At 64.5% G+C, this 20,417-nt stretch carries 16 protein-coding genes and 1 CRISPR repeat array; of the genes, 11 read left to right on the forward strand and 5 right to left on the reverse strand.

Features of this window, described 5'->3' with window-relative positions:
* Window positions 1-7 precede the first annotated feature (7 nt).
* Genes D779_RS13665 through cas2e form a run of 8 tightly spaced genes read left to right on the forward strand, consistent with a single transcriptional unit; the run spans window position 8 to window position 8,605 of the window.
* Window positions 8-2,626: a CRISPR-associated helicase/endonuclease Cas3 gene (locus D779_RS13665; RefSeq protein ID WP_043754916.1), complete on the forward strand. Its 2,619-nt coding sequence runs from the start codon at window positions 8-10 to the stop codon at window positions 2,624-2,626.
* 19 nt (window positions 2,627-2,645) lie between these two features.
* Entirely contained in the window at window positions 2,646-4,235 is a 1,590-nt protein-coding gene (locus D779_RS13670; RefSeq protein WP_043754920.1) for a CRISPR-associated protein Cse1, read from the forward strand.
* Window positions 4,222-4,794 carry a type I-E CRISPR-associated protein Cse2/CasB gene (gene casB / locus D779_RS13675; protein WP_043754921.1) on the forward strand — a complete coding sequence of 191 codons (573 nt, stop codon included), beginning with the start codon at window positions 4,222-4,224 and terminating at the stop codon, window positions 4,792-4,794. The genes D779_RS13670 and casB overlap by 14 nt, the downstream gene beginning before the upstream one ends.
* 25 nt (window positions 4,795-4,819) lie before the next feature.
* Entirely contained in the window at window positions 4,820-6,019 is a 1,200-nt protein-coding gene (gene cas7e / locus D779_RS13680; RefSeq protein WP_043754924.1) for a type I-E CRISPR-associated protein Cas7/Cse4/CasC, read from the forward strand.
* Between the two features lies 1 nt (window position 6,020).
* Entirely contained in the window at window positions 6,021-6,737 is a 717-nt protein-coding gene (cas5e, locus tag D779_RS13685; protein ID WP_043754926.1) for a type I-E CRISPR-associated protein Cas5/CasD, read from the forward strand.
* Window positions 6,734-7,453, forward strand: coding sequence for a type I-E CRISPR-associated protein Cas6/Cse3/CasE (cas6e, locus tag D779_RS13690; RefSeq protein ID WP_043754928.1), 720 nt, complete (start codon window positions 6,734-6,736; stop codon window positions 7,451-7,453). The genes cas5e and cas6e overlap by 4 nt, the downstream gene beginning before the upstream one ends.
* A 29-nt stretch (window positions 7,454-7,482) precedes the next feature.
* Window positions 7,483-8,337, forward strand: coding sequence for a type I-E CRISPR-associated endonuclease Cas1e (cas1e, locus tag D779_RS13695; RefSeq protein WP_269747391.1), 855 nt, complete (start codon window positions 7,483-7,485; stop codon window positions 8,335-8,337).
* Window positions 8,321-8,605 carry a type I-E CRISPR-associated endoribonuclease Cas2e gene (cas2e, locus tag D779_RS13700; protein WP_232424187.1) on the forward strand — a complete coding sequence of 95 codons (285 nt, stop codon included), beginning with the start codon at window positions 8,321-8,323 and terminating at the stop codon, window positions 8,603-8,605. Before cas1e ends, cas2e begins: the two co-directional genes overlap by 17 nt.
* A gap of 67 nt (window positions 8,606-8,672) precedes the next feature.
* Window positions 8,673-11,690: direct repeats of the CRISPR family, unit length 29 nt; unit sequence GGTTCCCCCGCGCTCGCGGGGATAGGCCC.
* Window positions 11,691-11,803: 113 nt separating this feature from the next.
* Here cas2e and D779_RS13705 read toward each other — a convergent pair.
* The gene (locus D779_RS13705) at window positions 11,804-12,595 is read right to left on the reverse strand and encodes an SDR family NAD(P)-dependent oxidoreductase (RefSeq protein ID WP_043754933.1); all 792 of its coding nucleotides are present in this window, start codon (window positions 12,593-12,595) and stop codon (window positions 11,804-11,806) included.
* A 201-nt stretch (window positions 12,596-12,796) separates the two neighbouring features.
* Here D779_RS13705 and D779_RS13710 point away from each other — a divergent pair, with 201 nt between their 5' ends.
* Window positions 12,797-13,069 (forward strand): antitoxin, encoded by a 273-nt coding sequence (locus tag D779_RS13710; RefSeq protein ID WP_052348133.1) that lies wholly within the window; start codon window positions 12,797-12,799, stop codon window positions 13,067-13,069.
* Between the two features lie 230 nt (window positions 13,070-13,299).
* Window positions 13,300-13,923, forward strand: coding sequence for a hypothetical protein (locus D779_RS13715; RefSeq protein WP_157726406.1), 624 nt, complete (start codon window positions 13,300-13,302; stop codon window positions 13,921-13,923).
* A gap of 56 nt (window positions 13,924-13,979) precedes the next feature.
* Here the strand turns inward: D779_RS13715 and D779_RS13720 are convergent, their stop codons facing one another.
* From D779_RS13720 to D779_RS13730, 3 genes are all read right to left on the reverse strand, one after another.
* Window positions 13,980-14,816, reverse strand: coding sequence for an SWIM zinc finger family protein (locus tag D779_RS13720; RefSeq protein WP_043754938.1), 837 nt, complete (start codon window positions 14,814-14,816; stop codon window positions 13,980-13,982).
* A 3-nt stretch (window positions 14,817-14,819) separates the two neighbouring features.
* Complete coding sequence (locus D779_RS13725; RefSeq protein WP_043754940.1) at window positions 14,820-17,939, reverse strand: DEAD/DEAH box helicase; 3,120 nt, start codon at window positions 17,937-17,939, stop codon at window positions 14,820-14,822.
* Between the two features lie 64 nt (window positions 17,940-18,003).
* Window positions 18,004-18,411 (reverse strand): acyl-CoA thioesterase, encoded by a 408-nt coding sequence (locus D779_RS13730; RefSeq protein ID WP_043754944.1) that lies wholly within the window; start codon window positions 18,409-18,411, stop codon window positions 18,004-18,006.
* Between the two features lie 434 nt (window positions 18,412-18,845).
* On the opposite strand from D779_RS13730, the gene D779_RS13735 reads away from it, so the two are divergent.
* Complete coding sequence (locus D779_RS13735; protein ID WP_043754948.1) at window positions 18,846-19,520, forward strand: DUF3334 family protein; 675 nt, start codon at window positions 18,846-18,848, stop codon at window positions 19,518-19,520.
* A 121-nt stretch (window positions 19,521-19,641) separates the two neighbouring features.
* Here D779_RS13735 and D779_RS22905 read toward each other — a convergent pair whose 3' ends face one another.
* Complete coding sequence (locus tag D779_RS22905; RefSeq protein WP_081763517.1) at window positions 19,642-20,091, reverse strand: DUF2934 domain-containing protein; 450 nt, start codon at window positions 20,089-20,091, stop codon at window positions 19,642-19,644.
* Window positions 20,092-20,417 lie beyond the last annotated feature (326 nt).

The following is a 20,417-nucleotide window of genomic DNA, read 5'->3' on the forward strand; positions in this document are numbered from 1 at the left end:
GGGATTGATGAAGCGGCTCGGTCAACTAAACGCATTTGGCAAACTGGAGCACGACGCCGATCGTAACCTAACCGCATGGCACGCATTGACCGACCATCTGGTGGATGTGGCGGCCTGCTTCTGTCGCTTGACTCGATGCGGTTCGATCCGAAGGGCTCTGGAACGGGCTGCCGGACGGTCGCTGACGGAAAGGGATCTGGCACGTCTTGCGGCATTGGTCTTTCTCCACGATCTCGGCAAGGCGAACAGCGGATTCCAGGCCAAGCGATGGGATAAGGGTGCCATCCCGAGCGGTTGGCCCGCCCATGCCGGGCATGGGCTCGAAGCGACCAAGCTCTTCGCCGAGGACGCCTTTCTGCAGGAGTTGGTCGCCCTCTTGCCGATCGAGGCACTCTGCACCTGGGGCGAGGCGGTCGAGCCACTCCTCAAGGCCAGCATCAGTCACCATGGCCGCCCGATCATCGAGAGCGTCGGCGATTGGACGCGCGCGATCTGGAAACCCGTGGTCGCGATGGACGGGGAAGTTCTCTACGACCCGGCTCCTGTACTCGCCGAGATCGGCCGAGGGGTCGTCGAGCTCTATCCGGATGCCTTCGCATCGGGTGGCGATCCGCTTCCCGAGACCCCGGCCTTCAGCCACCTGTTCGCCGGACTGGTCCAGTTGGCCGACTGGCTCGGATCGGATACCGCCTTCTTTCCACTGTCCAATGGTGAAGGGGACCGCGCCCGTGAGGTTTCTGCCTTCGCCGATCAAGCCATCGACGCACTGGGCTTGGATGCGGCACCTTGGCAATCCCGACTCGCGATCGAACCGCCCGGATTCGAATCGGTTTTCGATGGGCATCCGCCCTATCCGATCCAGGCGGCCATGGCGGATCCTGCGCTCGGCCCACTGCTGGTCCTGGAGTCGGAAACCGGTAGCGGCAAGACCGAGGCGGCGCTGTGGCGCTTCGTCCACCTCTTCCAGCGCGGCGAGGTCGACAGTCTCTATTTCGCCTTGCCGACCAGAGTCTCGGCGAGCCAGGTGTATGAGCGCGTTCTGAAGGCCGTCAATCGTCTGTGGCCGAACGAGCCTCCTGTTGCGGTGCGCGCCTTGCCGGGCTACGCGAGCGCGGACGGCCAAGAACCGAAGGCATTGCCCGATTTTCAGGTGCTATGGCTCGACGACCCGAGCGACGCGGAGGCGCATCGCCGCTGGGCCGCAGAGTCGCCCAAGCGTTTCTTGGCTGCACCGATCGCCGTCGGGACCATCGATCAGGCCCTTCTGGGTGCTCTCCAGGTCCGTCACGCCCATCTGCGCCATGCGCTGCTGGCCCGCAGCCTGCTGGTGGTCGACGAGGTCCACGCCTCCGATCCCTACATGACCCTGCTGCTGGAACGCCTGCTCCAGGCGCATCTCGCGTGCGGCGGCCATGCCTTGCTGCTGTCGGCGACCTTGGGGGCCAGCGCGAGAACCCGATATCTGGCGATCGGCAGTCAGGGGCGGCCTTCGATTCCAGGCTTCGAGGTTGCCTGCAAGGCTCCCTACCCAGCACTGTCCGACCGTGGCGGTCTGTGCGCGATCGCTTCGACGACGCGTCCGAAAGCGGTTGCCTGGTCCCTCCATGACCTCATGGATGCGCCCGACGCGATCGCACTCCTGGCGATCGAGGCGGCGGCGACTGGAGCCAAGGTGCTGATCGTGAGGAACACGGTGCCCGCCGCACTGGCCGTCTTCCGCGCGCTGGAGGCACACCCCCAGGCATCGGATTGGTTGTTTGCTGTCGGCGAGACCAAGACCCTGCATCACAGCCGCTTCAGCCGGGAGGACCGGCCGTTGCTGGACGCGGCAATCCAGGCCCAACTCGGCAAGCGCCGTCCACCTGGCCCCCGTATCGTCGTCGGCACCCAGACGCTCGAACAGAGTCTGGACCTGGACGCCGACCTCCTCATCACCGATCTCTGTCCGATGGACGTGCTCCTGCAGCGTATCGGGCGATTGCATCGCCATCCGCGCCCAGACGAGGAGCGCCCTCCAGGCTATGGAACCGCCCATGCGATCGTTCTGACTCCACCGAGCCACGACCTTTCACCGATGCTCACGACCTCCCAGCATGGCCTGGGGCCCTTTCATGATGGCGACGGTATCTATCCGGATCTGCGCACGGTTGAGGCTACCCGCCGCCTCATCCTTGAGCGGCCGGCGGTCGTCATCCCCGAGGACAACCGTCACTTGGTCGAGGCCGCGACCCATCCCGACCAGCTCCTCGAGATGGAATCTCTCGGCGAAGGATGGCGTCTACTGGGCAATAAGGTCGAGGGAAGGGGTGGGGCGGAACGGACCATCGCCCGGCTCCATGGTCTGGAGATCGACAAGCCCTTCGACCAACAGCAGGGTTTCCCAACCGATCTCGACATCGCCACCCGTCTGGGGGTGCGCGATCGTCTCTTGACCTTCGATCCGGCGCCGGCCGGACCATTCGGCCAGCCGTTGAGACAGCTGCCGGTTCGCCATTTCCTCGTCAAGGGCATCGATGCCGATTCAACGCCGTCCAAGGTCGAACGCCGAGATGAAGCGGTCCATTTCAATCTGGGACATGTCCAGTTCCGTTACGGCCGTCTGGGTTTGGAGAAGCTCGACGGCTGATCCGACAAGGGAGTTCGTGATGACGCTGCGCTATTCACTGCTCGAAGAAACATTGATCGGAGCCCGCTTGGCCGACGGCACAAGAATTCGGCTCACCTTGCCTGATCTTTTCGTCCTCTTGGCCGAGGACCGTATTCGCGACTTTCCGGCCTTGCGGCCGCATCAGCGTCACCCCTGGCATGCCTTTCTGGTCCAACTCGCGGCGATGGCCCTGCATGAGGCTGGCCAGACCGAGCCCTTGGCCGATGAGGCGGCCTGGAAGGCTGCGCTCTTGGCCCTGACGCCGGATGATCCGGATGGGGCGGCTTGGTGTCTGATCGCGCCTCCCGAGCGCCCGGCGCTGATGCAAGCGCCTGTCCCCGAGAAGACCTTGACGGCGTGGAAGAACCGACTCCTCGCCCCGGATGAGTTGGACATGCTGGTCACATCGAAGAACCACGACCTCAAGGCAGCTCGCATGCGGCATTGTGAGCCCGAGGATTGGCTGTTTGCCTTGATCAGCCTGCAAACCCAGGAAGGATTTCTTGGTGCCGGAAACTACGGAATCTCGAGGATGAACGGTGGATTTGCGAGTCGCCCTGCGTTGGGCGTGGTTCCCTTGGGCGGCTGGGGTCGACGCTGGGCACGGGATGTCCGTCGTCTGCTCGATTGTCGCGCCGAAATCGTGCAAGACATGGAGCTCTGCGAGCAAGGCGGGATTGGCCTGGTTTGGTTGCGGCCCTGGAATGGAACCGACAGCCTTGCCTTTGCCGCACTCGATCCTTTCTACATCGAGATCTGCCGCCGAATTCGTCTCCTGGAATCTACCGATGGAGTGTCGGCACTGGCAACCGGCAGCAAGGCGCCGCGTATCGACGCCAAGAGCCGCAATGGCGTCACGGGCGACCCCTGGATGCCTGTCGAGATGGCGGCGGGCAAGGCGCTCACCATCACCGGTAAAGGGTTCGATTACAAACTCTCATCCGAGCTGCTGTTCGGGCAGAAATTCTTATCGCCGATCGCGCAGGCATTGATCGAGGAGGATGGTCAGCAGGGAATCCTCATCTTGGCGCGCGGGGTCACCCGTGGACAGGGAAAGACCGAGGGCTACCACGAACGGGGAATACCCATCTCGCCGAAGGTTCGCGGTTTTATGATCCAGAAGAAGACCGATGGGCTCGCCAAGATTGCCGAGGAGCGGGTATCCGATATCGGCAAGATGCGTGGCCTGTTGTGGACGGCCTTGGCAACCCTCTTCGAGAACGGTGCGCCGAAAGATACATTCGGTGACAGCGCCAAGGACAAGGCCAATCTATTCTCCAAGCCGTTTGAGCAGTACGAAGACGCGCGTTTCTTCGGCGGTCCGCTCGGACTGAACGAGGAAATCGAATCGGAGCAGCCGGGGAACATGCGCTTGCGCTGGTATCTGGACATGGCCGAGCGTGCCCAGTCGATTCTCACCGATGCCTTCGACTCGGGACCGCGCAGCGGCGAGCAACGCTATCGCGCCCGCGCCGCCGCCATGAGCCGCCTGCATGGCGGATTGCGCAGCGACAAGACCCTGCCGACCCTGGCCCATTACTACAAGACGCAAAAGGACTCCAAGGAGACGCCCTATGTCCAGCTCTGACACTGAGCGCCAAGCGCCAAGCAGCGCGGAACGCGAAGGCTCGCCGATCGCCAAGCTGGCCCAACTCATGGGCCAGGCGGCTCGCTTCGATGGCGACCTTCATGGTCTGGGTAAGGGCGAGAAAGCGGCCTTGGCCCGCTTGGATCCCGATGGCGATATCCGCCCGCATCAGGTCGCGGCCCTGGCACGGGCGCTCATCCATGCCGGCCTCGATCCCGAGGACTGGCACCCTGAAACCTGGCGCCGGTGGGCATTGATCGCCCATGGCATGGCGCTGGCGGGTCATGCCAGCGGTGCGTTCGGGAATCAGCTCTGCGAAGCCGGGGTATCGGAGTCGCGGGTGACCAAGCTCCTGACCTCGCGTGGGGATGCCTTTCGCCAACTCCTGCCACGCCTGCTGCGTCTGCTCGCATCCAAGGAGGTCGCTCCGAACTGGCACGAGCTGGGTTGGTTGATCTTGTCCGAAGGTCGAGAGGAGGAGCGGGCCGAGGCCATCCGAATGCAAATCGCTGGACGCTATTTCTCCGCCGTCGCCCGGTCCAACAAACAAGCCGCTTGAATGCATCACAAGGAACCGTAACGCCATGACGACTCAACCCCGTTTCATCCAGATCCACAGCCTGCACACCTATCCCGCCGCGCTGATCAATCGTGACGACGCCGGACTCGCCAAGCGACTGCCGTTGGGGAACGCCATGCGGACGCGGATCTCGTCGCAATGCCTGAAGCGTCACTGGCGCATCGCGGACGACCGGTTTGCCTTGTCCGAGCTGGCGGTTCCAATGGCGATCCGCTCGCGCGGAACGCTGGAGCTGATCCGCAAGCGGATCATCGAGGGCGGGGTTTCCGAGGCCCTGGCTCAAGCGGCGGTGGAGGCCTTGCGCAATGGCGGCTTGGTCGACAAGGCGGGCAAGGAAATGAAGGGTGAGGAGGCGCTGAACACCGGGCAGGCCGTGTTGATGGGGAAGGCCGAGATCGACTATCTGGTGCGGCGCTGCATCGAGTCGGTCGAGGCGGGCACCGACGACAAGACAGTTCGCGCCAATGTGACCAAGATGCTCAAGGATGAGAAGAAGAACATCGCGGCACTCAAGCATGGCTCCGGCCTGGAGTCTGCCTTGTTCGGCCGAATGGTCACCTCCGACGTCCTCGCCAGCCGGGATGCGGCGGTCTACGTGGCCCATGCGTTCAGCGTGCATGAAGCTCAGGTCGAGAACGACTATTTCACGGTGGTCGACGACCTGAACGTCGAAAGCGGCGAGCTCGGCTCGGCGGGCATCTTCGATACCGAGCTGGCCTCTGGGCTCTATTACGGCTACGTCGTGGTCGATGTCCGTCAACTGGTCGAGAACCTGGAGGGCATCCCGGCCAAGGACTGCTTCGCCGATACGACTCCACCGGAGAAACGCGAGTTGGCCGGCAAGGTCGTCGAGCACCTCTTGCACCTGATCGCGACCGTCAGCCCGGGTGCCAAGCGTGGATCGACCGCGCCCTTCGACTGGGCGAAGCTCATGCTGGTCGAGATGGGCGACTGGCAGCCACGCAGCCTGGCGGGTGCCTTCCATGACGCCCTGCCGTTGTCGGCGAGGGACGACAGACCCATACGTGAGCGGGCCGTCGCACGTCTCGGTAGCGAGATCACCAAGATGGACGCGGCTTACGGCGCCTCGCTGGTTCGTCGTGTCATGGCCCTGGATCCGGTCGAGATTCCCGATGCCGAAGGCTGCAACCTGAACGATCTCGCCACCCGAACAGCCGCGGCCATCGTGCAAGGGGCGTGCTGACATGAGTCGCCATCTGCTTCTGCGGTTGGAAGCGCCGCTGATGGCGTTCGGCGGGGAGACCATCGACAACTTCGGCATCATCCGCGACTTCCCGGCGCTGTCGATGGTGACTGGCTTGCTGGCCAACGCTTTGGGCTGGCGGCGCGAGGAAACAGGCAACCATGGTCGATTGCAGGAACGGCTCGTTTTGGGGGCACGCATGGAGCAGTCTGGAACCCGTCTGCAAGACAACCAGAATGCGCGATTGTCGAAAGACGACAAAGGCTGGACCACATGGGGCACACCCGAAGAGCGGGCCGGTGGGGCTGGTACCTACCAGAGTCCTCATCGCCGCTTTCGCGACTACCACGCCGATCTCTCGATGCTTGTCGTCCTGCGTCTCGAACCGTCCGACGAGCCGCCGACACTCGATGACCTTGCGGCGGCCCTCGATCATCCGGCTCGCCCACTCTTCATCGGGCGTAAGCCGTGTCTCCCGAGCCGCCGGCTATTCGCCGGTTGGCACGAGGGCGAAACCGTCCTGGACGTGCTGCGCTCCGTGCCCTTGCCGACTCATCTGCCAGAAGGAGCGCGGCTGCAATGGCCGGACGGCGAGGGGACATTGCCGGGCGACCGCCTGGTCGAGCTGTGTGACGAGCGCAACTGGACCAGTGGCGTGCACGGCGGCTGGCGGCCGATTCGGGAAGGTCGGATCAAGGACCAGGAGAGTCCGGCATGAGCCTCTATTTGCTGCACTGCGCGCCGGATCCCCAAGCCCTGGCGATCTGGGCTACCCGCCATCGTCTGCTGTCGCCCGACGGTGATGATGGATATGCCTTGCATGCACTGCTGACGGCGGCCTTTGGCGAGCAAGCCCCGAAACCTTTTCGTCACCTTGGCGGGCGGCAAGGACTCTTGGCCTACTCGGGCCAATCCCCGGAAGCACTCCGCGACGATGCCGCACTGGCGACTCCCGACGTGGCGCAGGCGCTGGGCTTGGACGGCCTCGCCGTGCGAGCCTTTCCAACCTCCTGGACCAGGGGGCAGCCCCTGGGGTTCGAGGTTCGGGTACGTCCCGTGCTTCGGTCGAAAGAGGGGCGCGAGCGAGATGTCTTCCTGCATGCCGTCGAAGCAGAACCCTCGGCTGAACAGCCGATCGGCCGCGAAACGATCTACGCGGAGTGGCTGCGCAAGCAGTTTGCCGAACAGGATGCGGCACAGTTGCTAACAGTCGGCATGGATGCCTTTCGGCTGAGTCGTGTGATCCGGCGTGGCCGAGTCGATGAGGCGGGGCAGCGCAAAGCGCGGCCACTTGCTGGCCCGGATGCGGTGTTCAAAGGCCTATTGCGCGTTGGCGACAGCGATGCCTTTACCCGGCTGTTACGGCGCGGGATTGGCCGCCACCGCGCCTTCGGCTTTGGGATGCTGTTGCTGAAGCCGGCCCGCTCATGCTGAAGGGGCGATTGGGTCTCGAAACGGCGCGGATGCCGCATGCCGATCGGCATGGGCTGATCTGGTTCGAGCGTGGCGAGCTGTGCGTGATCGACGGCTGTCTGCATTTCTTCCAGGGTAAGGACTCGCTGAAGCCATACTCGGTGCAGATTCCGCATCAAACGGTCTCGATGATCCTGCTCGGACCCGGCAGCACCGTCACCCATGATGCACTGCGTCTGTTGGCTCGACATGGCACCCTGATGGCTGCGGTCGGCGAGGATGGCGTGCGCTGCTACACCGCGCCGCCCTTGATGCCGGACCGTTCGGACATCGCACGCCGCCAAGCCGAGCTGTGGGGAAATCCGCGTCGCCGGATCAGCGTCGCCCGACATATGTACGCCCTACGTCTCGGCGAGGTGCTGCCCCATCGAGATCTGGACACCTTGAGAGGTATCGAGGGTTCCCGCGTCAAGGCTACCTATCAGCTGATGGCGCAGCGTTACGGTATCGAGTGGAAAGGTCGTCATTACGACCGTGCCAACCCGAATGCGGCAGACATTCCGAATCAGGCGATCAATCATGCCGCGACCGCGGTTCAAGCTGCGGCGGCCATCGCGGTTCAGGCCGTCGCGGCCATTCCGCAGCTCGGATTCATCCATGAGGACTCGGGACAGTCGTTCGTCCTCGACATCGCCGACTTGTTCCGCGACACCATCACCCTCCAGATTGCCTTCACGGTTGCCAAGAAGGCGGAGACCGATTCCCAAACCGTGGATCGGCTCGTCAGGCGGGAAGCGGCTAACGTGTTCCGCAAGCAGGACGTGATTCCTACGATGATCGACCGGATCAAGCAAGTCATCCGCATGGAGGAAACCGGTGCCACTGGTCATGATCGTGACGCGTGACGTTACCGATCGATATCGGGGATTTCTTGGGTCGCTGATGCTCGAAGTCGCTCCGACGGTCTACATCTCGCCACGGATGAATCCAGGTGTCCGCTCCCGAACCTGGAAGGTACTCTCCGATTGGCACAAAGCTGAACCGCAAGGAAGCATCGTGATGGTTTGGCGCGATGTGAAGGCGACCGGAGGTATCGGGATAGCCACGCTCGGAACGCCACCGAAGGAGTTGGTTGATGTAGATGGGCTGTGGTTGGTGCGAAAGTCGTTGTGAATTCGTTCTTTGGCAATTTAGTCTATTTGTCTGTTTTCTCTTGCAGTGCATGGGTTTAACTGTAAGAGGTTCCCCCGCGCTCGCGGGGATAGGCCCTCCATCTAGGCTGGTCGTGCCAGGAAGCTGAAGGTTCCCCCGCGCTCGCGGGGATAGGCCCTGAAATATTTGACGCTGGTATCAGGTACGTTCGGTTCCCCCGCGCTCGCGGGGATAGGCCCGCCCTGGGGTCCGGCTGGCGAATGGCATGACGGGTTCCCCCGCGCTCGCGGGGATAGGCCCGCGGCCATTGCCGATTCTCTCCCTCTGGAGCCGGTTCCCCCGCGCTCGCGGGGATAGGCCCTGGTTAGTGGATGGATTAGTGTCGCCGCGCAAGGTTCCCCCGCGCTCGCGGGGATAGGCCCGCCGTTCCGAGTTCGACGGCATGGAGCATGAGGGTTCCCCCGCGCTCGCGGGGATAGGCCCAGAAAACGATCGCGCCGAGAAAGACATGCCAAGGTTCCCCCGCGCTCGCGGGGATAGGCCCGGCCTATGACCCGAATCTGCTCAGCGGCACGAGGTTCCCCCGCGCTCGCGGGGATAGGCCGCGCGGACGACCGCCGCGCTCTGGTAAACGGGGGGTTCCCCCGCGCTCGCGGGGATAGGCCCATTCCGGCGTCCGATCTCGTGGAGGCGCTCCAGGTTCCCCCGCGCTCGCGGGGATAGGCCCCCCTTCATCGACCGCTTCACCTCGGGCGTCGGGGTTCCCCCGCGCTCGCGGGGATAGGCCCGCACTGACCGGGCTGCCCTATTTCCGCATCGAGGTTCCCCCGCGCTCGCGGGGATAGGCCCTGATGAAGCTGGCGGTTTCGCTGGCCCAAGAAGGTTCCCCCGCGCTCGCGGGGATAGGCCCCAGCAATGGACCAGATCCACCCAGGATGTCGGGGTTCCCCCGCGCTCGCGGGGATAGGCCCCCGCTCTTCAGATCGCGAGGAGTTCAACGAGGGGTTCCCCCGCGCTCGCGGGGATAGGCCCTGCTCGCCGAGGCGGATACCGAATCGGAGGATGGTTCCCCCGCGCTCGCGGGGATAGGCCCGGGGCATGGATCGGCGGGACCGTCGCCGGAGTGGTTCCCCCGCGCTCGCGGGGATAGGCCCAGCCGCCGCGGCGCCCTCGGCCTTGGGCGCCGGGTTCCCCCGCGCTCGCGGGGATAGGCCCGACGGGAACCGCCGGGGATCTGCAGGCCGACAGGTTCCCCCGCGCTCGCGGGGATAGGCCCTAAGAAGAGAAAGAGTCATGAGCAACGTCACTGGTTCCCCCGCGCTCGCGGGGATAGGCCCTGCCCACCGCGTCCGGCGGAACCGCGTCCGTGGGTTCCCCCGCGCTCGCGGGGATAGGCCGGTCACGCCAAGCGCGCGAAAAGCCGATTGAACGGTTCCCCCGCGCTCGCGGGGATAGGCCCCGACGATCGCTGACCTCGGCATGATCCGCGACGGTTCCCCCGCGCTCGCGGGGATAGGCCCATCGAGGCGGACAGCAGGATGCCGCTGTCCTCGGTTCCCCCGCGCTCGCGGGGATAGGCCCGCGGACGCCCGTATGGTGTGGCTGTTGCAGCGGGTTCCCCCGCGCTCGCGGGGATAGGCCCTGGTGGTCAAGGACGAGGCGGCCGCCGTGCTCGGTTCCCCCGCGCTCGCGGGGATAGGCCCTGGCGTAGTCAGCACGGGTCACGGGTTCTCGAGGTTCCCCCGCGCTCGCGGGGATAGGCCCGTGGTCAATCTGGCGGGGCTGCTGGTCCTGTGGGTTCCCCCGCGCTCGCGGGGATAGGCCCGCATTCGAACTGACAGCGCAGACGATCCTGATGGTTCCCCCGCGCTCGCGGGGATAGGCCCCGCGACATCCGTCCCGTCGACGACGATCTCGGGGTTCCCCCGCGCTCGCGGGGATAGGCCCCGGCTGAGTAAGGAGCCGATATGAGGAATTCTGGTTCCCCCGCGCTCGCGGGGATAGGCCCCGAGGGTGCCGGGGGCGACCCAGGCCGCCCATGGTTCCCCCGCGCTCGCGGGGATAGGCCCCCGTCGCCGCCCCGGTCCCGACCCAGCCGGCCGGTTCCCCCGCGCTCGCGGGGATAGGCCCAAGGTCGTGATTCAGGGTCGCATCCTCAAGGTGGTTCCCCCGCGCTCGCGGGGATAGGCCGTAGTCCCAGAGGATGTGGTAGTGCGGGGCCTGGGTTCCCCCGCGCTCGCGGGGATAGGCCCCCGTTCGCGCGCGGCCAGATGCCGGACCACCTGGTTCCCCCGCGCTCGCGGGGATAGGCCCTCGCGCAGAACGGCGGTCACGCTGGCCCATTCGGTTCCCCCGCGCTCGCGGGGATAGGCCCCCCGTCATGGCTGACGGCTACGCACTGTTCAGGGTTCCCCCGCGCTCGCGGGGATAGGCCCGAAGCGGATACCAAGGCCCTCGACGCCTTTACGGTTCCCCCGCGCTCGCGGGGATAGGCCCACGAATACGGATTAATCGCGGGAGTTGAATCTGGTTCCCCCGCGCTCGCGGGGATAGGCCCCTGTAGCCGAAGTCAGTGCCGGATCTACTGGTGGTTCCCCCGCGCTCGCGGGGATAGGCCGTTCTGGCTGATCGACAACGAGAAGTTCGGCAGGGTTCCCCCGCGCTCGCGGGGATAGGCCCGAATGGCTCTTCGATCTCATCACCCTGCCGCGGGTTCCCCCGCGCTCGCGGGGATAGGCCCGCACCTCAATGAGACTCGAAAGCCTTCAGCGCGGTTCCCCCGCGCTCGCGGGGATAGGCCCCGATTCGGCTGCGGATCGACTCGATTCAGAGAGGTTCCCCCGCGCTCGCGGGGATAGGCCCCGTTCGCCCCGTCGAATACCCGTGCCCAGGTCGGTTCCCCCGCGCTCGCGGGGATAGGCCCATCGAATGCGATATTCTCGCCGCTCAATTGAAGGTTCCCCCGCGCTCGCGGGGATAGGCCCCCGTTGATCAGGCAGGCATCCAGCACCCCGACGGTTCCCCCGCGCTCGCGGGGATAGGCCCCAGCGAGATTCCGCTGGCCTTCTTCTCGATCAGGTTCCCCCGCGCTCGCGGGGATAGGCCCTCTCGCTGCTCAAGCCGGAAGCGCTGTCGATCGGTTCCCCTGCGTTCGCGGGCGATAACTGAGCCCAGTTTCGGTCGTCTCGGTATATAACTCCCGCTGGGATGGCGACCGGTTCAGACCAGACTGTCGACGACGCCTCCATCCACGCGCAATGCCGCGCCCGAGGTCGCCGAGGAGAGCGTCGAACAGACGTAGACGACCATATTGGCCACCTCTGTGACACTCGCCGCCCGCTGGATGATCGACGAGGGCCGGTTGGCCATGACGAACTCGGCCGCCGCCTCCTCGATCGACTGACTAGGTTTGGTCGCGTCCTTCAGCATCTCGACAAGCCCGTCCGAGAGCGTGGGGCCGGGCAGCACCGAGTTGACCGTGACCCCGGTTCCGGCGACCCGCTTGGAGAGCCCCCGGGCGATCGACAGCTGAGCGGTTTTGCTGAATCCGTAATGGATCATGTCCGAGGGGATGTTGAGCGCCGACTCCGAGGCGATGAAGACGACCCGACCCCAGCCCTTCTCGATCATCCCCGGCAGATAGGCGCGCGAGAGCCGCACGCCGGACATGACGTTCGTCTCGAAGAAACGGTTCCAGTCGCTGTCGGGCGTCTCGAAGAAGTCCTGCGGACCGTAGATGCCCAGATTGTTGACCAGGATGTCGACGCTCGGATGCGCCGCGACCAGCGCCTCGCAGCCTTCCGCATTCCCGAGATCGCCGACGAATCCCGTGACGTTCGCGTCTGCCACCGAGTCTCTCACCTCCGTCAGTGCCCTTGCCACGGTCGCCTCCTTGCGGCCGTTGAGGATCACCTCGGCGCCCGTCGCCGCCAGCCCCTTCACGATCGCCAGTCCGATGCCGGCCGTCGATCCCGTGACCAGTGCCGTCTTGCCGTTCAAGTCGATCTTCACGAGTACCCCTTCGATGGTTTCGTATCACGAATACCGGAGTAGGTATCGATCCGATTCGAAAAAGGAAGGGGCGGGCGGGAAAGAGGCCGTTCGATCGGGTCGGGCGAAGGGGGCAGCTTGTTCGTTATCGCGAATGCTGGTTGACCTGCATCCTTCTGAAATCCAAGCTGATGTCCACGACAGCTGCTCAGGGCGAATAGCATGGCCAACAATCAGTCGAATGCATCCGATCCTGCCTCCCCAAGCTTCGTGAAGACTGACCGCAATGGCGGCGGCAATCAGGTCGAACACGTGCCTGTCGACCTCGAGATCGAAGCCGGTGAAGTGCAGATTCGACGCGAGGGGGACAGCATCCTTCATAAGCCCAGGCCGCGTGTCTGGGATGACTATTTCGCCAAAGGGCGTCGGCTGGCGGAGGATATTCCCGCATCGATAGAGGATTGTCCGCCCCAGAAGAGAGACGACTTCGGATAGCGAAACACTCAGAGGGGTTCTTGCGGGTGAGGGGGCTCGAGATCGGCAACTGGGTCTGACTTCATGCGCGTCCGTTCGAGCGGAGGCGGATCCACCTGACTCAGGGCTTCTGGCCGATCCGGGCACGCGAACATCGCTCAACCCGCTTATTCAGCGGGTTTTTTCGGTTGAAACCCTCTGCTCTGGAGTCAACATCGTTAACGGCCATGTACACATAAAAAGAGGCATCTATGCATCACGTACAGCAGGCCGCAAGTCGATTGACCTTCTTTCTCCTCCTGGCGTTACTCGCTGTCGGTTCCTCGCATGTCATCGCGGACTCGAACTCGCTCACGGGCCGCAACGTCGCCTTCGTCCAGTTCCAGAACGGGAGTATCGCCCAGACAGGCGGAAGCACCTGGACCGAATACGACAATAGCGGCAACGCCAGATTCAGCTTTCAGGAGACGCAACGGGACGACTGGTCCGTCTATCTGAACGATGCCTCTCGCAATGTGCAGATGCAGCTGGACTTGCATCGCAAATGGATCAGCTACGGCGAGGACGGTGGTCCCAAGCGCGATCTATATAAGATCACGGACGCCAAGGCCGTCACGGGTCGGAACGTGTCCCAGGTGCAGGTGCCGAACGGAAAGTACGTCAAGACCGGCGCCAATGTCTGGTCCGAGTATGACGCGAGTGGGAAGCCTACCTACAAATTCCGTGAAACGAACCGGGATGCCTGGTCCGTCTATCTGAACGATCCCTCCCGTAATGTCCAGCTGCAGCTGGATCTGCATCGCAAGTGGGTCAGCTATGGCGAGGATGGTGGTCCCAAGAGAGATCTTTACAGGATCACGTCGGCGAAGGGATAGCCTCGGGCTGCCGAGCGGGGCGGGCACTCGAACAGAGCCCGCCCATGATTGGATACCTACAAGATGCCTTTGCTTTTCGTCCTCACCCTGCCGTAGAACTCCTCCATCACCTCCACGAACGAATTTTCCCGGTCCCAGAATCCCGGAAAATCTCCGGCCTTCCGCACCAGGATTCCCGGTACGACCGGCGGTGTCGCCGGCTCGATCTCGGTGGGCAGGCGTTTTCGGCCGTTCCAGAAGTCCCGGTAGTCCGGCGCCGACTCGGCGGGCTGCGGCCGGGTGAAGAATGACTCGGCGGGTTCGATCGTCTCCTCGCGTTCGTCCATGACCGAGACCAGCGCCCGGCCCAGTGGGGTGTCGCTCAGGGACTGGTGCAGCCGCTCGCGCGACAGGCCCCTCAGTTCGAAGAGCAGGAATGGATCGCCGTCCAGCATTCCGGCCAGACGGTAGTAGACCCCGGCGATGTGTTTGCAGGGGTTGGCATAGTCGGGGCAGGAGCATTGGGTCAGGGCGAAGTCGTCGCGGCTGCGGGGCAGCAGGTGCAGGCGCATGCCGGCGAACACCTGGTCGATGCGGTCCGGCATCTGGCCCATGAGCAGCTGCGAGACCAGGGCGGCATTGGCACCGATCTTGGCGATGGCCTTGTCCCAGTCCTGGTCCGGGATGGGTGTCAGGCGGATCTGGGTCTTGTAGTGGGGCTCCTTGTAGACGCCGAAATAGGGATTGACGTTGCCCCGCACCGTCGCGCTCACCAATGCCTTGTCGATGCCGAAGTCGAGGATGCGGCTGTCGCCGCTGTAGCTGCGTCCGCGCTGCAGACGCCCGGGGTCCATGCAGCCCTCCAGGGCCGAGATGAACCGCTGTCCCCACCAGGTCTTGCCGTGTGTCGCCATTGGTCAGTCCACCACCGCGTCGCGATTGAGCTGGATGAGCGCCTTGAAGCGCTCGTTGTCGAGCTGGGCGAGCCAGGACTCGTCGTTGCCGACGATGGCGCCGGCGAGCGCCTGCTTGGCGCGGATCATCTCGTCGATCCGTTCCTCCAGGGTGCCGAGGGTGACCATCTTGTGCACGAAGACGCGCTTCTCCTGGCCGATACGGTAGGCGCGGTCGCTCGCCTGGTCCTCCACCGCCGGGTTCCACCAGCGGTCGAAATGGAAGACGTGGTTGGCCTTGGTCAGGGTGATGCCGACGCCGCCGGCCTTGAGCGAGAGCACGAATATGGAGGGCTCGGTCGCCGGATCCTGGAAGGCGGCGATCATCTCCTCGCGGCGCTTGCGCGAGGTGCCGCCGTGCAGATAGAAGCCGTTGTGGCGCCATTCCTGGCGCACCAGACGCTCGAGCGCGGCGCCGACCTCGGTGAACTGGGTGAAGATGAGCACGCTGTCGCCCTCGGCCATGACTTCCTCGAGCATCTCCTGGAGCCGCTGCAGCTTGTGCGAGCGCTCGGGGCTGAATGGGCTGCCGTCCTGGAGGAACTGGGCCGGGTGGTTGCAGATCTGCTTGAGCCGCATGAGGGTGGAGAGCATGAGTCCCTGGCGTTCGATGCCCTCCTTCTCCTCCAGGTCGCGCTCGACCTCGCGCACCACGCCCTCGTAGAGCGCGGCCTGCTCGCGTCCCAGATTGCAGTACTGGATCGCCTCGACCTTGTCCGGCAGGTCGCGGATGATGGATTTGTCGGTCTTGAGCCGGCGCAGGATGAAGGGCTCGACCAGACGCTTGAGCGTCGCGGTCTGGACCGGATCCTGGTCGCGCTGCACCGGCAGCTCGAAGCGCTTGCGGAAGCGCGCCTGGGTGTCGAGATACCCAGGATTGAGGAAGTTGAAGATGGACCAGAGATCCATCAGCCGGTTCTCGACCGGGGTGCCGGTGAGCGCCAGCCGGTGGGTGGCGTTGAGCTTGCCGATGGCCTTGGTCTGGGCCGCCTTGGGGTTCTTGATGTTCTGGGCCTCGTCGAGCGCCACCCGGTGCCAGTCGACCGCGGCGAGGATGGGCTGATCGCGGCGCGCCAGGGCGTAGGAGGTGACGACCAGCGCCTTGTCCGCCGCCGCCTGTTCGAAGGTCTTGGCGTCGCTGGCCCGGCCGGGGCCGTGGTGGATCAGCACCGGCAGCTGGGGCGCGAAGCGTTCCACCTCCTTGCGCCAGTTGCCGATGACCGAGGTCGGGGCGATCAGCAGGGTCGGGGAGGGCGGCTCGCCCGCTTCGCGCTCCTGCACCAGCCGGGCGATGACCTGGATCGTCTTGCCGAGACCCATGTCGTCGGCCAGACAGCCGTTGAGGCCGAGGCGCTCCAGGAAGGCGAGCCAGGCGACGCCGCGCCGCTGATAATCGCGCAGCTCGGCGTTCAGGCCGGGGAGGTCGGGGATCGGTTCCAGCCGGCCGCGGTCGCGCAGACCCTCGAGCATCTCGGCCAGGGCGTCGTCACGGTCGACCTCGAAGAGATCGTCCCCGGCGGTGCGCTGGAGCAGCGACTGGAGATCCATCTCGGCCTGTTCCTGGCCGTGCTCGCGCCAGAAGGCGAGCATCTCCTGCATCTGGTTGCGATCGAGTTCGACCCACTGGCCGCGGAAGCGGACCAATGGGGTCTTGGCGGCGACCAGCTGCTCCCATTCGGCCTCGCTCACCGTCTCGTCGCCGATGGCGAGCTGATAGCGATACTGGATGAGGTTGTCGAGATTGAGGATGCCGGTCCCGGCCGCGTTGCCCGAGGCCTTCTCGCGCGGCGCGCCGGTGCGTAGCCGGATGCGCATCCGGCGTCGTCCCTTGGGCGTCCACCAGGCGGGGACGACGACCTTGAAGCCGGCGTCCTCCAGGATCCAGGCATCCTCCTTGAGGAAGCGGAAGGCGGCATCCAGGTCGAGCGTCACGGACTGGGGCGTCGCGGTGTCCAATCCCTCCCAGAGGTTGGGCAGCATGCGCGCGGCGAGCCCCAGATCGAGCAGTGCCTGGGTCTCGAAATCGGCGCCGAGCTGGCGGCGGGCCTGCTCGCGCTCCTTAGCCGGAAGCGACCAATAGTCCGCGAGCGGAAGGCGCTGTGAGGGATCCTCCCCGGGGATGGCCACGAACTCCAGCGACCAGTCGTCCTCCGATGCGTCCGGCGGCTCGATCAGCCGGAAGCCGAGCGTGAAGGAGGCGTCGCGGCCGCTGCCCCGAATGCGTTGGCGCCACCGGTGCCAGTGACGGTAGTGGTCCAGTCCGGTGCCCGGTGCCGGCCAGGGAGCCGGTTTCGCGGAGGGCGTGAGACAGGCGTCGAGCAGGGTGCGCTCGATCCTCTTGCGGAAGGTGGCTGGCAAGGTCAGCCGACGCAGCAGGCGGTCGAGCAGCACCTCGCTGACATGGCGCAGCAATGACTCCGGGTCGGCCAGTCCCTCCATGCCCGCCGCGCAGGCGGCCGGCATGCGCTCGGCGGCGTCGGCGATGAGCCGGTCGTACTCGTCCGAACTCCATTCCCAGGCGCTGTGGATCTCGAAGGGGGGCGCCTTGCGTTTGCCCTTGGGCGTCGGCGGCTGGTGGTAGACGAGTGCCGGCAGATACTGGTCGCGGATCAGCAGGCGCTTGAGGTTCTGGGTCAGCCAGTACCAGAAGAGGAAGTCGCTGCCCGGCTCCAGCCCCTCCGCCTTGTAGAAGGCGAGGAAATGGATGTCCGCCAGCTGTTTGATGGGGGTGTCGAGCCGGAAGCAGTCCACATCCCAGGGTTTGATGGCGGAGGGTTCGGTCTCGATCGATTCGGGCCAGGATTTGGCCAGCTGGTGCGATGGCAGCGGTGCCTTCTCCGTGCTCGGCAGCCAGAGCGGGCGCGATTCCAGGAGCGGCATGATGCGTCCGGATGGAGGCATCATGCCCAGGGTGTCCAGGAGCTCGGCCCAGCCGTTGGAGTCCAGCTGGAAGGGGTGCCAGGTTCCGGCCTGGGTGCGTCCGGAGCGGCGGCCTGGCAGAGTCTCCGTCCACAGCCAGAGATTGCCTCTTTGAACGAAGGTCGCGTCCTGATCGGGTTGCCAGAAGGCGTGTAGGATCTTCATAAGGGACTGTCTATCATGGAATCCATCGATCGGAAAAGCACTCGGATGGGTGAGGTTGGAATCCCTACCGCATGAACCCCGAGAATCGCCGGCGCCATGCCTCGTCGATGCGGATGGGCCGCATGTCGTCCACCGATACCATGACGCCCTTGAGCCGGATCCGGATCCGTTCTTCCGTGCCGTTCCAGGCACTGATCGCGAGCTGAAGCGAGCTGTTTCCGATCTCCTCGACGCTCAGGGTGAACTCCAATCTATCCCCATAGACGCTCGGGACCAGGAAGTCGACCTCGAGCCTCACCGTGGGGATGGCGAGCCGATGCTCTTCGAGAAGGTCGCGAAAGCCGATGCCGATCCCATCGCGGAACCAGTCCTCGACGACCTCGTTGCAGAGCTCGACATAACGCGGATAGAAGCCGATCCCGGCCGGATCGCAATGCGAGAAACGGATGTTCTTGGTGACGCTGAAGACCATGATATTTATCTGGGTATTGGCGGTGAGTATGCGGGGGCACGGCCCTGTGGATTCGATCACATCGCCGGGGGCGGAGATCGGGTACAAGACGTGGATCGCGCGGGAGGTGTCCGTGGATGAGCTGCGGAAAGATGGGAGGATCCCGTCTCCGGCTTGAGAAGCGTAAAGATAGTATCCACTTGAGGAGGCTGGAGTCGATTCTCCCCTCGCGGCGAAGCGATTCGGCAGGTGCGCGCGATCCAGGCGCTTTCGATCGATCCCCCAACCGGGGATCCGTCGCAAGGGCGAGCTGGAAAAGATCTATTATGAGTTGGCGCATTCGTGCGGCATCCGAACGGGATGCCCGGACGAATGCCCCAGGTATCCGCCAGCCTCGTGCGCGAGCCGATGCTTCTGGCGGCAATCAAGATTCGATTCTGCAGAGAAGGATACAGGTGGCAAAATCCAACACGCTCTCGACGGACGACATCCTGGTGATGTTGTGCGACTCCGTCAAAAAGGTTCTGACCACTGCCACGGGGACTCAGATCAGTTATTCGCCGATGGTGCAGAAGATCACCCGCACCTGTCTGCGGCCCGATATCGGGTGCTTCGTGCTCTTCGACGGTGGTTTCTCCGGCCTGGTCATCATGAACTTCTCCTCGCTGTCGGCGATGGAGATCTATCGGGCCTACATGATGAACATGGGCATGCCGGAGTCGGAGCTGGCGACCAAGCATACCTCGGACGAGGTCGGCAACATGCTGGGCGAACTGATGAATCAGATCGTCGGCGACTTCACCGGCAACGTGGGGCACAAGCTTCTGGTCTCCATCAACCAGAACCAGCCGAAGATGCTCACCATCAACAAGGAGGTGCTGGTCAGCATCGATACCAATCTGGACCGCGCTCAGGCGCGCCGCGTGGCCTTCACCACCGAGCGCCGTAACGTCTTCTACATGGAGTTGGCGATGGACAAGACCGACTTCATCAAGCTGCACGAGTTCGAGCAGGTCGAGGTTGATCCGGATCGAATCGTGGAAGAACAGCGAGGCGGTCAGGCAGCCACGGTCGCTCCAACGACGACGTCCGCCATCGAACAGGATCTGCTGGACGAATTGGGCCTGTAACGCTTCTTCTGGCGGCTTGTCCTGCGCTGGCGCCCAAAGCCGAGACGTGCCGCTTGGATTCACCACGTCTCGGCCGGCCAGAGGTGGCTCGCCGAGCCGAGAACCTCTGCCTCTCAGGCTCTCAGGAGCCTGTCATCGCCCTGGCGCGCGCGATGAGTTCGTCGATATCGCGTTCCGCCTCGGCCCAATCCGCCGCCTCGTGTCCGGGCGCGAAATTCCGCTTCTCGGCCTTGTAGTAGGCCGCCTCCTGGATCATCGCCATGCGTTTCTGCTGGGATGCGTTGGCGAGCAGCTTCAGCGTGCCCTGACTGTCGTCCGCAACGGACATCGCCTTGGGCGCAGACGCCGCCTTGGGGGGGGCGGCAGCGGCCGTCTTCTTGGTCACGGTCTTCTTGGCTGGGGTGGCGGTGGTCTTCTTCCTGGGCTCCGCCGGCTTGGTTGCGGCAGGCTTGTTCGCTACGGCCTTCGTCTTGGTCGTCGCCGCGGCAGCACCCGATTGGCGGGCGGTCGTCTTCTTGGCTGCCGGCTTTTTCGCCGCCGTCTTCTTGGTTACGATTTTGTCGTCGGCCATGTCAATCGCTTGCCTCTTGATCTTTGGTTTTCATCCTCGGTGCCGTTCGCTCGTGCCCCTGTGATTGCAACGGCCGCGACGCACGTGTCAACAGGTCTCGTCCTGGATGGTACGGGGTATCGCAATCTTCACGCATCCTCGCGTGCCCTGCGATTATTGGTCAATGCGTCGCTCAATTCCACTGCGGCATGATAGTGCCGAATGCGCTCGGGCGCAGTGCCCTCGGTGCGATCGATCGTCCATGCCTCTTCCGAGGGAATCCGGAACCCAATCCCCGACACCATTGATCCTTGTCTGCGGTGAGGAGACCGAAAACGGACCGTCGC

This window comes from Imhoffiella purpurea (assembly GCF_000585215.1).
GTDB classification, from domain to species: domain Bacteria; phylum Pseudomonadota; class Gammaproteobacteria; order Chromatiales; family Chromatiaceae; genus Imhoffiella; species Imhoffiella purpurea.